Raw genomic sequence first — 13,508 nt, forward strand, 5'->3', positions numbered from 1 at the left:
GACTGCTGCTTTTTTAACCCGGTCTCGTTGCTGATAATGCCCGCGTTGAGCGAGAAATGGAGATATATATTCTCAACGAGAGATATTTCTTTTTTTATGATTACTCAGAAAGTTTTTTAGGCCATCAATAAAAATGCGCACCCTCAGGGAGAGATGTAAGCGAGTGGGGTAAATAGCATGGATAGCAACCTCCTCGCCTCGTGTATCAGCCAATACCTGTACCAGGTGCCCTGCTAAAATATCCTTTTCAATCATGAATGAAGGTAAATAACCGATACCCAATCCGGCTATGGCAGCTAAGCGTATGGCATCGCCGCTGTCGAACCTGACATGGTTCCTGCCGTTCAGCGTTATTTGCCCATGCTCCTCGTCAAAGAGTGTCCATGCGCCTGAAGCCGCTCCTAACCCATAAACAAGACGACGATGTTCTTTGAGGTCAGCGGGTGATTCCGGTTTACCCCATTGCTTAAGATAGTCCGGTGATACGAATAGCTGTGACCTTGCTCTGTCGATCACCTGTGTGATGTATTGATGGCTTGTGGCTGCACTGCCTACCCGAACGGCAAGGTCAAATCCTTCTTCCACCAGATCGACAACCCGATCGCTAAAGCTGACTTCAATGTTTATATTTGGTGAGTTCTGTAAAAACGTCTGGAGAAAAGGAAGGATAACCATTTTGCCATAACCCTCTGACACGGTCAGTCTCAGAATGCCTTTTGGCACTGGTGAATTATGCCGGATACTGGCTTCGGCTTCTTCTATGTCTTCCAGTAATCTGCAGCAGCGGTGATAGAATTCATGCCCCTCTGTGGTCAGAGATAACCGCCGCGTGGTGCGTTGAAAAAGCCTTGTCTGCAGGTGCTCTTCTAACCGGGTTATCGCTTTACCCGCCGCAGAGCGCGTTAACCCCATCGCCTTGCCGCCAGCAACAAAACTCCCTGCCTCTGCAACAGCGACAAAGATCCGCATTGCCCTGATGTCCAGAGCGGAGCCTGTAGACATTGTCGAAGCGATTTTCCTGCCCGTCATTAGGGAACCTTTTTCGTCAATAATTATTTTAAAGTGAAATTGTAGAATTTCACTTATTAAGGTCACAACAATGCTGTCGAAAAATGCACAAAAGCTCTTGAATGGATGGATAGCTGCCGCTGGCCCGGTTGTACAGAAGCTGTATGGTCAGTCTGAAGACAGCTGGACTGATATCCGTAAACACTATATGCAAGACCTTGAAAAAATTTTTCCTGCTATCGAAGGGGTTTCCTGTCACACCACCACATTGGGCAACGTGCCGGTAATGATCAGCGAAAATCAAGAACATGCCGGAAGCCGGGTAGCGCTGTACATTCATGGCGGCGGCTATGTGCATGGCGGTGTCGAAGCGTATCGGGGATTAACGGGCAGGATAGCCACATCGTTAAAAGCCAGCGTCTATACCCCAGACTATCGACAGGCTCCCGACTTCCCTTTCCCAACGACTGTAGATGATGTTTTTTCAGCTTATCGGTCATTACTCGACAGTGGTATCGATGCCAAGAATCTGGTTCTGGCAGGCGATTCAGCGGGAGGTGCAATGGTAATTACAGTGATGCGCAAGGCGCGTGACGCGGGTATTCCGCTCCCCGCTGCGGCAGTGGCTATTTCACTCTGGGCAGATCTCACTCATAGCGGTTTGTCAGCCACGACCCGTGAGGGAATTGATCCTGTTTGTAGCGTTGGTTTTCTCAACCGATTAGCAAGAGAGTTTCTTGCAGGTGAGCTTCCGACGCATCCTGATGCCTCTCCGGTTTATGGGAATGTTCAGGGGCTTGCACCCACACTAATACAGGTGGGTGAGAATGAAGTTATGTTAAGTGGGGCGATTCAACTCGCTTCGAACTTAGGGGAAGCACGTGTGCGCACGTCGCTTGAAGTCTGGCCCGGCATGTTCCATGTATGGCACTTACTGGCCGGTACCCTGCCAGAGGCCGACCAGGCGCTGCGCAATGCGATTCGTTTCCTGGATGATGCTTTAACAGAGGGTTAACCTGCTAACAATAAATCAGCACGGCATTTTAAAACCAACGTCCGCTTCTGGCACGGAGCGGACGCTAAGATCTCTTCCTTTGTCCGCTATGAGCGAAAAGCGGACGTTCGTCGTTTTTCTACATCAGATAAAGACTTGTAACGCAGCCTCTTATCAGTCAACCGGGAGCAGCTAACCTGTACAGCTGTCGCTATGGAGGAATCGAAAAATACATTATTCAGACACACGGTTGTGATTTTTTTCCTGAAAAAAATCCCCTCACACTTATCGTGAAGAAATAAAACAGGCATTTAAGATAGTTGTATGCTCAATTTTCAAAAACAGCAGGTAATCTCATGATTTTAAGTGCTGATCACGTCGGTTTTTCAGTTAAAAATATTGAAGACTCATTATTCTTTTGGACCCATATCCTTGGAGGGAAGTTATTACGCGAAGGGAAAATGTCTGGACCTGTTATTGATGAAGTAACAGGCGCAAGGGGAGCGGATGTCCGAATGGCTTTGCTTGAACTGGCTGGCATTAAAATTGAATTATTACAATACAATAACATTGAACAGCCACAGGAGCCTTCAGCACCCTATATCCCAGGCTACGCGCATCTTGCGTTTATAGTGCAGGATCTTGATGTGCTCTTGAGCAAAGTATCGGACTATGGCTGGAAGACGCTAGGGAAACCGCAGACAGTTTTGTCAGGACCCATGCAGGGAACCAGAGTAATATATTTACAAAGCCCCGATGGTCAGACGCTTGAGTTGATGGAACGCAGTCAATGAAGCCCACATGTTATGACTTATTAAAACAGTAATATTTGCAATGTTTGCTTCTGGCACAAAGCAGACTCCCGGTTATCTCATTTAAGATGAGCCATCAGTATATCACTACCAAATAACCCCTTAATTTCTAAAAAAATAAACACTGGTTAAGCTGTGCCGGCAGTGTTGCGAGGCTGTCGGCACTGCTTTTCCCTGTAACAGCTGACTTAGATGAGTCTGTTAACGTTGGCCCGATCCTTCCTTTTCATAAAGTTCAGGCTATCCACACAAATCCTGATCGCAGGGCGGATGCATATTACTGAATAAACAGGAAAGTATTTATCCACCGTGACAACCCGGCACTTAAACGGAACACGCTCCTGGAATGTCTGCCAGTTATTATCAGAACGACCCGCTTCGCCTGGGGAAGGATAAACATGCCCCTGCCCTGACGTTTCCGGGCTGATTACCGGCTTCTTATTTTCTGAGGTTTTGCGGGGCGATATAATAAAAGCAGAAACCAGTTTGCTCAGTGACATGGCCTGTTCCTTAAGGGACAGCGCAGCCGCAGAAGCTTCTTCGACAAGTGCAGAATTTTGTTGTGTAACGTCATCCATCTGATTGACCGCCTGATGAACCTGGCTGATACCCTGCGACTGTTCTCTGGCCGCCACTGATATTTCATTAATAAGGTCGTTCACCTGATTCACCGCATCGTTCATGCGGTCAAGATTATATCTGACCCCCTCAGTCTGTTCCGAACCTTTATGGATAAACTGCATCGACGAATCAATCAGCTCTCTGATTTCCTTTGCCGAGGAGGAGGTTCGTTGCGCAAGATTACGCACCTCGCCAGCCACCACGGCAAAACCACGGCCTTCTTCAACGCGCGACGGACGTATTGATTATGATGCCATTCAGCGCCTGGGGAGCTGGCTGGGCAGCATCAATGGTGTTAAAGGATGTGTTGTCCTGGGGCGTGCGGGTGAAGGCACATTTTTGACCCAGGAAGAACAGGCCTCGGTAATACGTGCTTTCGTTACGTCTGTTGAAGGAAAAATTCCTGTGATTGCAGGTATCACCGGTGAGGGGACGGAAGTGGCAGCGCTTGAAGCTAAGGGGGCTGTTGATGCGGGGGCTTCAGCTGGCCTTCTTTATCCTTCACATGGCTGGCTCCGGTTCGGTTATCAGGATGGTGCTCCTCAGGACCGCTATCGCGTTGTTTATGAGGAAAGCGGGCTACCGTTGATTCTGTTCCAGTACCCGGATGTGACCAAAGCGACTTATAACCTGAAAACCTTACTTGATATCTCAGCGCAGCCCGGGGTTTTTGCCATGAAGAACGGTGTCAGAAACATGCGTCGCTGGGATACAGAAATCCCCTTGATTCGCCGGGAGCGTCCTGATCTTCAGGTGCTGACCTGCCACGATGAATATTTGTTGCACACCGTTTTTGATGTGGATGGCATGCTAGTGGGCTACGGTAATATCGCCCCGGAACCTCGGATTGAAATGATTAAGGCGGGCAAGGATCAGGATTACAGTAAGGCCCGTAAAATCCACGACCGCCTGCTGCCTGTAACGAAAGCGGTTTACCATCGCGGATCTCACATGGAAGGCACGGTGGCACTGAAACATGCACTGGTTGCACGTGGCATTCTTGACCATGCGACAGTGCGTTCTCCCCTGCTTCCTTTAGGCGATGGCGCAGCAGAAGAAATCCATGCGGCGATGCGTTCTGCTGAACCTGGCCTTGTCAATTAGTGTTCCTCGTCTGAGGCTTGATTAGCCGGCCAGACGTTTCGGGCCGGTTAATGTTTTATCAAAAAGACTGTCAGTGAATACGATTACCGACTTCTGTTGCGGTCGTGGCTGGCGAAGTCAGAAATCTTGCACAGCGATCCTCCGCCTCGGCGCATGAAATCAAAGAGCTGATTGAATCATCCATCGCGTTTGTAGAGGCCGGAGCGTCTCAGGCCAGTGACGTTGGTGAGAACATGGCGCGAATGGATGATGCAGTCCGTCAGGTCACCGATCTGATTGAAGAAATTTCGGTTGCAGCGCAGGAGCAGTCGCTGGGAATAAGCCAGGTGCATCAGGCGGTGAATCAGATGGACGACGTGACGCAGCAGAACGCCGCGTTGGTTGAAGAAGCGTCGTCCGCTGCACGCTCTCTGACCGAACAGGCAGAAGCGCTTAACGGCCTGGTCGCCGCGTTTACGCCTGTTGCAGACGGGAACGTCAGAAAGCCCGATATCAAGCCACATCCGGGCAGATCTGCCGCGCAACCAGTAACCTTAACGCCGCTGGCGGGAACGTACCAGAGTAGCGAGAATAACTGGACGCAGTTCTGACAAACAGGATATACCGCCGGCCAGCCCCGGCGGTATATCCGCCATCTCAGGGCTATCGGCTCACCGAAGGCAAATCAGAATGCACAGCAATATATTGCAGGCAATAAAACAGCTGTATTAAGCGCGTTATTGAGGATGCGAACAGCACGTTGATTAACTATGTTGACGCAGGCCTGGATTACATCAGAATCCAGGTCCTGGCGGATACCATTTCGCATTATGATTTGTCTGTCACCCGGCGCTTTATACATTCTATAAAGAACTGGTCCATTATGGTTTGACAACGCAAATCATCAGCGAAATATACTATTACTTGAGATATTCGGACTAATATATAAATTATATTTCAACATAATCAAAAACTTGCAATTTACATTTACTTTGCCGATTATCATTAATCGAACCGGCTAACCGGTGAGTAACACTCTATAATCGATAGCAAGTTAATGCAGTCATTTGGGGCTCACGTCCGGGCCCCTTTTTTCTGTGGTTTTAAAGCATGAATACGCGTCTGACGTCAACCCGCATAAGGACGAAAGCGAAAAGCATTACACTTAATATTCGTCTTGTGATCGCGACCAGGGATTGGCTTTTAGCGCTGAGCAGAGGCGTTGAATACTTCATATTTCAGCGTTTAATACCCGACGGGCAAAGATTGCACCTTTCCCCTTTCACTTTATCCCGATGACGTCGTGTTCTCACTTTATGGCAGACCGCGTTTCTGTAACAGGGGTTTTACACTAGGGTAGTTATGAAACGATTAATTTATTTTTTCTTATTGATGACAGGCAATGCTCTCGCGGCTCAGACGCCAGACCTTAAAACAGTACAGGAATACTGCCACATCACGTCCATTCCGTTAATTCAGGCCGCCTCTGATGCCGTCATCTTTGACGCGTTTGGACACCCTGAAAAAATGAAAGCGCTGTCTGATACCGTTTTTTCAAGCCAGATTTTTAAAGCTGCGCCTGACGATGTCCGGAAAGCGATGAAAGACACGCTTGAAGAGGTGATACTGTCCAAAGACAAGAAAGATAAACTGTTAAAAGCCTATTCAGGTGACAGTCAGCATGACCTGAATGTCCTGTCGTCAGTCTGGGCATATTATTCAGTCGAACCTTACCTGATCAGGTGTGCATATATGAAATTTGCGGGCTAAATCCCCCAATCTTTTCTGCCTCCGCCTGGACAAATGACGGAGCGACGTCACCGACCATCAGCGTCAGCTCCTTACTCCTGTTCTCCGCCTGGTTGGCCATACGCAACCTGTTAGCAGCGGTTCGGCATGTTTGCGCGGTCTTACCTTTGCCGTACGTTTACAGCATGCGCAAGTCGCAGATGGCGGGGAGCGAGTGTATCTGATGCCAGCCAGGACGTTTAATAAATGCGCCGTGCGTACAGAGGATAAACGTCAGCGATACGCAGCCATTCTGCGCACGACACCTTACACTTTTTTGCAGGTAAGCTGGTTTTCCGCAGCAGAAAAGCAATGTGCCCGGGATGCACGCCGAAAGTCGCTTACATTGTCTGTGTGATGATTGATCACCTGCTCTGCGCCCGTTAGCAGAGCAGGTTTAATGATAATGAAACTCGACTATCGGACGTAAAGCGGCCTGGGTTGCGTCGTTTTAAACCGCCTTTTACTCTGTAAACCCACCTTCCGGGTCAGATTCATAAACGATCGCGTTTGCATCAGCCAATCACACGGATCAATGCTCCGCGAATACGCATCATCACTCCTTCATAACGGTGACTACCCCACACTGCCGCGTTTTGCGCAGACATAGGTGGCGAAAGTTTGCAGTCTGCTGAGCGTCAGTAAAGATGTTAATCAGGCGACGCGCCTGCTGATAGCATTGCCAGCCGCTTCTGCCGAATTTATGCACTGCGCCCTCCTCTCGTCTGTCCATGAGCTCCAGCCAGGCTGCCGCCCACTTCGGACGCACGCTTAACCTTCCGGTGTCCGGCCAGACAGCCTGTCAGATGCTGGCGGGGAGCAGGACAGCGCTCAGCCTACAGTGCGCCAACATTTTCGACGCGCCAAATGTGGCACAGGCATTAACGTACAGAGAGGGTTCAGTCCCCGGAAAACGAACGCAGAAGGGTTAAAGAGCACAGCATCAGGCGAAGGCGTGATCCGCTAAAGCACGCCGCCCAGCGACGTCCGCTCAGTCCTGTGTCGGACGGCTGCGGATGGAAAGTGAAATATTAATTTAACAAAACAAGTGTGGAGCAAGCGGAGCGGTGTGCCGATAGTAAATTGTAGTTAGTAACTAAAAACACAGCAAAATAACAACTTAAAAGAGAGAGCGCATGAAAATTTCCACCCGCCTTGCCGCCGGTTTCGGCCTTCTTATCCTCCTGTCTGCCATATGTACTGGCACTGCGCTTCATGCCCTCATTAAAGCGCGTGAAAGCCTGGATGATGTTGTTCGTTACAAAATGAAAAAAAGCCAGCTTGCCACCCTCATGCTCAGTGAACTGAAAGACATGGCCATCTCGGTGAGGACACTCGGCCTGCTCAGCACTCCTGAAGACATGAAACCTGCTGATGTACTTATGCAGAAGAGTAAAGCCGACTTTCTGACCAGCCTTGCAGAAATGCATCAGATCATGGAAGCAGACTCAACGCCAGCGGGTCAGGAAGCGCTGAAAAGACTGAACGACGCTCAGAACGCTTTTTTTACCGTTTTTGAAAATGCCAGACAGCTCGGACTCGCCAATCAGGACAAGGCCTTTATTGCCTATCTTGCAAAAGAGGTCAATCCGGTTCAGGACAGGATGCTCAGCGCCCTTACTGACCTGGTAAAAATACAGAAGAAGGTTAGCGTCACATCCGGAGAACAAAACAGTGCCGCCATCGCACATGCCTCATTCATCCTGATGTTGCTCGCTGTCGCATCCGTGCTTGTTGCGGCAGGCACCGGTGTTTTCATTACCCGGCTGCTGATGCGTCAGCTCGGCGGTGAGCCCGCTCAGGCGCAGACGCTGGCTGCCAGCATCGCCGCAGGTGACCTGACCACCCCTGTCGTCCTTCGCCGCAACGACACAACCAGCATGCTGGCCTCGCTGGACAGCATGCAGGCCAACCTGCGCGGCCTGGTGTCGCAGATCAAGGATGCCGCCGCCTCCGTGGCCCTGGCCGCCGACGAAATTGCTCAGGGGAACACCGAACTCTCTTCCCGCACCGAAGAACAGGCCGCCGCGCTGCAGGAAACCGCCGCCAGCATGGAGCAGCTGACCGCCACAGTGAAGAGCAACACTGCCGGTGCGCAGCAGACTGCGGAGTCCGCCCGCGAAACCGCGCGCACGGTCGACGCTGACAAGGCAAAGGTCACTGACATGACGGAGACGATGCATAACATTCAGGCAAGTGCACTGAAGGTCCGGGATATTACATCGGTGATTGAGAGCATTGCGTTCCAGACCAATATCCTGGCGCTGAACGCCGCCGTTGAAGCGGCGCGCGCCGGGGAGGAAGGTCGCGGCTTCGCCGTGGTGGCCGGTGAGGTCCGTACGCTGGCGCAGCGCAGCGCCACGGCAGCGAAGGACATCAAGGCCCTGATTGAACAGGCCGTGAGCCAGGTGGAAAGCGGCGTGGAGGTTGCCACTGGCACCGGGCAGAGCATCCTGAAAATCGTGGATATGGTCGGTGAACTGGCCGAATCCATGGACACGATTGCGCTGGCCTCGTCGGAGCAGATGCAGGGGATTTCGCAGGTCAGCGTGGCGGTGAGCCAGATGGACGGCGTGACGCAGAACAACGCGGCGCTGGTCGAGGAGTCATCGTCGGCATCCCGCTCCCTCTCTGAGCAGGCGCATGCCCTGCGCGGCATGGTGGAGGCATTCCGTGTCTGAAAAGGGTGACATCGAGTACATGACTCTCGTCCTGAGACTAAAAGCAGATGTTGATGTACTTTTTACGCAACTGAAAAGCGGTGACTACAGCAGCCCGGATACCTTTGCCAACAATCTCCATCATCTGCTGCGAATGGTTAAGGATATTGAGCCCTTTCTGGCACAGTCCGGTCTTATTGATCGCCTGGCGCGAACTGATTTGCTGCTCACGGCAGATCTGCTGGGTATCGTCAGTTCGGTCGCCATACTGGGAAACTTTATTCACTGCCTTTCCCGTCAGGCCGCAAAAGAAACAACGGATAAGCCGAAACCTGACGTGGGCTGAAATATGCCTGTCATGAAGTGCGAGTTAACTCTGATGGATGTGGTTGTTGTCAGAAAGATACTTATCGCCTTCGGGCTGGCCCGTCGCGTTTATGCCGACGGGCTTTTTTTACAGGCATAATGTCTGCCAGACAGCCCCCGCACCTGACTTCCCCTGCTCTTCCCTGCCTCCGGCCTGTCCGATCCTGTAGCGTGTTTCTTCACGGTCAGAAGACGCCCTGGACCGAACTGAATAAACAGACATTACCGGCTCACCGGGCCGACTATTACCCTTATGATTTGCGTTAGTCGCCATTTCCAGACCGGCAGCATTCGCTGACAGTCGGGTAAACCGAAGCCTGCCGTGGCTGACGATGACACGGCATTGTCTCTGCTTGCGCCAGGCGCCTGCCCCCGAGCAGCAGCATGTGGATCATCCCTCCCTGTGGGCGCATTACGCTTCCAGATTTGACTACATCAAGACTCCGTGCGGCATCGTCATCAATAGCGGTATGAGCACCTTGACTCCCGTGCTGACCGGGCATTTTTCAAACATAAAGCGCGCGCATTGCTGCTCATCTTCCTTACACTGTGACTTCCCGCTCCTCTTTGCACCCCACATGAACCCCAGTGAAATTCCCCCTGAAGCGCAACGAAACACGTCGGCGTCATAACGGTTGCGCCACGCTTATCGGCACCCCGGATACCGACAAGGCAGGATTAAACAAACGACGGCTTTAAGCGTCTGAGCGGACGTCGCTTAGTGCATCAGGACGACTGATGTATCAGATGGCAGGTCAGATGTTTCGTGTGCGCTGTTTTGCTTTTTTGCCGCGCCAGTACTCTTCAAGGTAAGGCAGCAATTCAAGCATCACTATTCCTGTAAGCACAGCCACGATATAGTGGCCTGGCAACGGGTCTGTTCTGAGTTTAAGTTCAAATCGTGCAGATTCTTCACCGAAACCAAACAGTGCCAAAAACTGCGGCCAGTGACGGGAAACCACCAGCAGAAGCGCCACTAAAGGTAGCATTTCCAAAAAACTGTGCACATGCTGCTCAACCGGTGAGACCCGCCTTGCGGTCACAGCATAAGTCACATCCCACAGCGCTGTTGCCTCATGGCAGAAAAACAGCACTATCATAAACGCAATGACTAACGCGTTTACCTCTAAAAAGAGGGCCGCGAGTAAGGGCAGGCCCATCTCCAGAAACATCAGAATATGAATATAGGTTTCTTTCAGACCGGTGGTGGTTTCGATATCAGTGGCTCTGTGACAAAGCCAGTCCGCAAACCCAGCAATAAGCCAGACAGGCAAAACAAAGTAGAGCAGCAGCAACATCTGAGGATCGGAAGAAGGAAGCATTTTACTTTACCTGTAAAGCTTAAATGAAAAAGCATAGACGCAGAGCGAGGGTGAGCAAGGCAACCGGGACAGGGTGAGCAGACTGCGCGCCCCAAACAACTACATAAGCAGGTCAGAAACGTCCGCTTCTGCCACCGCGCAAACATTCATGCGTCAGACAAGCGACACCTTCCTCGCGAACCTTGTATTAGAAACAGTGCCAGAGCAGCAGACGTTACCCTGGCAGAGGGAAACGACCGCCTTTACAGGCAAACATGACGGGGTTACAAACCGGTTACTGCACCGTCTTTCCTGAATTATTTACCCTCAGTTGCAACGCAGCTCCCTCGACAAACGCTCAAGATGTCACCGCGCGTTATAAAAGCGGAGGTATGAAGTGTAAGCCGTACTGCTACAGGTCCTTGCACATATACACGCTTAAAGGATCGCTGATATAGGGAGGGAAAGCCTCACAAAGCCTGTAGCCGCAGCGACGATACAGCGCTATAGCGGGCTGTTGATGAATGCCGGTTTCAAGGCGTAGCTGATAACAGCTGTTCTCTGACGCGAATTTTTCAAGTGAGGCCAGAATTTGCTCGCCGAGTTGGCGTCCCCGATATTCTGGACGAATGTAAACCCGTTTAATTTCGCCTACGTTGCCGTCCTGAAGAAGTAAAGTGCCACAACCAGCGGGCAACCCATTAGCATCACGCGCAATGACGCAGCGCAGTTTCTTATTACTGACGGTGGAAAGGTCCAGGCAATGATGACTTTCTGCAGGATAAAGCGCGCGTTGAAACGCATCAAGTTCACTTACCAGGCAGGCTAACGCAGCGTCATCTTTATTTATTTCTGACAGGTAGAACATGATAGTCCTTTTCATTTTCGTCTGATGAAATCATCACGATATTTCAGACCTGTTTATATTGTTTGTCTGACTCAGCACATGAACAGGCCTTATTTAATGACGCAGGCCATCACCTGTCGTGCTCCATGCCGGGTTCTGGCGCATTATTTCAACAACCGGTCTCACGTTTAAAAAACGCGCTTCCCCCTTTACTGGCGTACAACAAGAAAGTCACCCTACCTCCCTTCAATCAACGATAAACAGCGTTGCGCCCTGCATTGTCGTCGAGCGATGCGCTTCGGCATTGTCCGCCACCTGATAGCTCACGCCAGGCGTCAGGACAAACACTCGTCCATCGTCCAGTTCCGTGGTCATTTCGCCTTTCAGGCACAGAAGAATGTGACCTTTTAAACACCAGTGATCGGCGACATAACCCGGAGAGTACTCAACCATTCTCACCCGGATAGCGCCAAACTTTGCCACACGCCAGAGCGCGAAGCCGCATTCACCTTCATGGCGTTCTTCCTCGATCTGTGACCAGTCGGTTGTGCCAAAAGGGATATTTTCCATCTTCATTTTTTTATGCCTTATTCGCGAGGGTGAGTGACGTCACCTGGGGTATTTAAAGCGGAGCAGGCAGATAACGGCCGGCTCAGTAAACGCGACGCTTCTTCTTCAGGCCATTAAAACATTTCCTACCCTCTGCGCTCGGGTATGTGAGCCGTGAATACGAGTGGACTCGATGACAAACCTGGCGATAGTTAAACGGATCAGCGGATGGCTTTATCACTTTCCGGCTTTCTGTTTAGCTTTCTTAAACGTGTTATCTTTTCCCTGAACACCCGTACGTATTGACACTGCGTCCACGTAACGGTTTAGCGCAGCAAATTGCGTTTAATCCAGCGCCTCAGGGTTGATCACGTGGCTTGTGTCACCCTGGAAAAAACGCACCACATTGTCAAACGCGGTGCTGAAATAAAGCGTGAAACTGTCCTTTTCAACATAGCCGATGTGGGGCGTGCAAAGTACGTTGGGCATCAATAACACTGGATGCGCCGGATCGTAAAGGGGCTCTGCCTCAAAGACATCCAGCGCGGCAAATCCCGGACGGCCCTGCCGGAGCGCGCTCAGCAGGGCGCCCTCTGCCACCAGCTCTGCCCGGCTGGTGTTCACAAACAATGCATCGGGCTTCATCTGCACCAGGTCGCTCAGCGTGATGTTGCCCTCGGTGGCGGCCACCAGCCGCTGATGAACAGTTATCACATCGCTGGTCGCAAAAAACGCCTCACGTCTGGCTGGCACGATTAAGCCTTCTTGCTGCGCTTCCTGTCGGGCGCGATCGCTGCCCCAAATCTGCACCTGCATGCCAAACGCGCGGGCGTAAGCCGCAATGCGCTTGCCGATTTTGCCGTAGCCCAGAATCCCTAACGTCTGTTTGTGTACACCCTGCCCCAGTTCTGCCTGCCAGTGTCCGGCACGCATGGCGTTAACGGCCTGTACGAACTTCCTGCGGGCCGCCATGATTAACAGCCATGTCAGCTCTGCCGGCGCAACGGGCGAACCCACGCCTTCCACCACCGCCACGCCAGCCCGGGAACAGGCTGCAAGATCGATATTGCGGGCGATCTTGCCGGTCTGGCTGATCAGCTTCAGTTGGGGCGTACGCTGTAAAAACGCCTCGTCAATGGTGGTGCGCTCGCGAATCAGGATCAGGGCCTGAGCACTTGCCAGCGCTTCAGCGGCGGCGGGATCGCAATGGATATCCCCAACGGCGGTACAGTGAAAGGCCGGATGGCGTTTCAGGCAGTCCAGTCCTGCCGTAGCCAGTTGATAATCGTCGGGAATACATACCGGTATCGTCATCGTTACGCGCGCCTCAAGAGTCGGATTCGCTTTTCACTGCCGCCTGTAAGCAGTCTTACATCATTAAAACACCAACAGGGTTTCGTCAATCGACTTCGCCGCATTCTGTCCACGCTTTTGAGCAAGGCGGACCCTGCCAACGGGTTGCGAAAAAAAGAGTGAATA

10 protein-coding genes and 3 pseudogenes are annotated in these 13,508 nt (G+C 51.5%); 7 read left to right on the forward strand and 6 right to left on the reverse strand.

The genetic code is table 11. The features are described from left to right. Window positions 1-72 precede the first annotated feature (72 nt). Window positions 73-1,029: a LysR family transcriptional regulator gene (locus GC087_RS13780; RefSeq protein WP_324028526.1), complete on the reverse strand. Its 957-nt coding sequence runs from the start codon at window positions 1,027-1,029 to the stop codon at window positions 73-75. Window positions 1,030-1,099: 70 nt separating this feature from the next. Here GC087_RS13780 and GC087_RS13785 point away from each other — a divergent pair, with 70 nt between their 5' ends. Further along, window positions 1,100-2,023 carry an alpha/beta hydrolase fold domain-containing protein gene (locus GC087_RS13785; RefSeq protein ID WP_324028527.1) on the forward strand — a complete coding sequence of 308 codons (924 nt, stop codon included), beginning with the start codon at window positions 1,100-1,102 and terminating at the stop codon, window positions 2,021-2,023. A gap of 335 nt (window positions 2,024-2,358) precedes the next feature. Beyond that, the gene (locus tag GC087_RS13790; protein WP_324028528.1) at window positions 2,359-2,796 is read left to right on the forward strand and encodes a VOC family protein; all 438 of its coding nucleotides are present in this window, start codon (window positions 2,359-2,361) and stop codon (window positions 2,794-2,796) included. 482 nt (window positions 2,797-3,278) lie between these two features. Here GC087_RS13790 and GC087_RS25830 read toward each other — a convergent pair. Then, a pseudogene (locus GC087_RS25830) lies at window positions 3,279-3,659 on the reverse strand (methyl-accepting chemotaxis protein); the annotation flags it as partial. 1 nt (window position 3,660) lies between these two features. Between GC087_RS25830 and GC087_RS13800 the strand changes: the two are divergent. The 5 genes and pseudogenes from GC087_RS13800 to GC087_RS13820 form a co-directional block, all read left to right on the forward strand. Beyond that, window positions 3,661-4,539: pseudogene (locus tag GC087_RS13800) on the forward strand (dihydrodipicolinate synthase family protein); the annotation flags it as partial. Window positions 4,540-4,637: 98 nt separating this feature from the next. Further along, window positions 4,638-5,129 (forward strand): annotated as a pseudogene (locus tag GC087_RS13805) (methyl-accepting chemotaxis protein); the annotation flags it as partial. Window positions 5,130-5,880: 751 nt separating this feature from the next. Next, window positions 5,881-6,288, forward strand: a complete 408-nt coding sequence (locus GC087_RS13810) for a hypothetical protein (protein WP_033737925.1) — start codon at window positions 5,881-5,883, stop codon at window positions 6,286-6,288. A gap of 1,154 nt (window positions 6,289-7,442) precedes the next feature. Beyond that, window positions 7,443-8,987: a methyl-accepting chemotaxis protein gene (locus GC087_RS13815; protein WP_324028530.1), complete on the forward strand. Its 1,545-nt coding sequence runs from the start codon at window positions 7,443-7,445 to the stop codon at window positions 8,985-8,987. Beyond that, window positions 8,980-9,312, forward strand: coding sequence for a hypothetical protein (locus GC087_RS13820; protein WP_324028531.1), 333 nt, complete (start codon window positions 8,980-8,982; stop codon window positions 9,310-9,312). Before GC087_RS13815 ends, GC087_RS13820 begins: the two co-directional genes overlap by 8 nt. Before the next feature lie 775 nt (window positions 9,313-10,087). Here the strand turns inward: GC087_RS13820 and GC087_RS13825 are convergent. From GC087_RS13825 to GC087_RS13840, 4 genes are all read right to left on the reverse strand, one after another. Next, window positions 10,088-10,654: a hypothetical protein gene (locus tag GC087_RS13825; RefSeq protein ID WP_033738394.1), complete on the reverse strand. Its 567-nt coding sequence runs from the start codon at window positions 10,652-10,654 to the stop codon at window positions 10,088-10,090. Between the two features lie 391 nt (window positions 10,655-11,045). Then, window positions 11,046-11,501, reverse strand: a complete 456-nt coding sequence (locus GC087_RS13830; RefSeq protein ID WP_033738395.1) for a GNAT family N-acetyltransferase — start codon at window positions 11,499-11,501, stop codon at window positions 11,046-11,048. A gap of 225 nt (window positions 11,502-11,726) precedes the next feature. After that, window positions 11,727-12,056, reverse strand: coding sequence for a DHCW motif cupin fold protein (locus GC087_RS13835; RefSeq protein ID WP_054633974.1), 330 nt, complete (start codon window positions 12,054-12,056; stop codon window positions 11,727-11,729). Between the two features lie 318 nt (window positions 12,057-12,374). Continuing rightward, window positions 12,375-13,343 (reverse strand): D-2-hydroxyacid dehydrogenase family protein, encoded by a 969-nt coding sequence (locus tag GC087_RS13840; RefSeq protein ID WP_324028532.1) that lies wholly within the window; start codon window positions 13,341-13,343, stop codon window positions 12,375-12,377. Between the last annotated feature and the right edge of the window lie 165 nt (window positions 13,344-13,508).

It is taken from the genome of Pantoea sp. JZ2 (assembly GCF_035191405.1).
Classification (GTDB): Bacteria; Pseudomonadota; Gammaproteobacteria; order Enterobacterales; family Enterobacteriaceae; genus Pantoea; species Pantoea stewartii.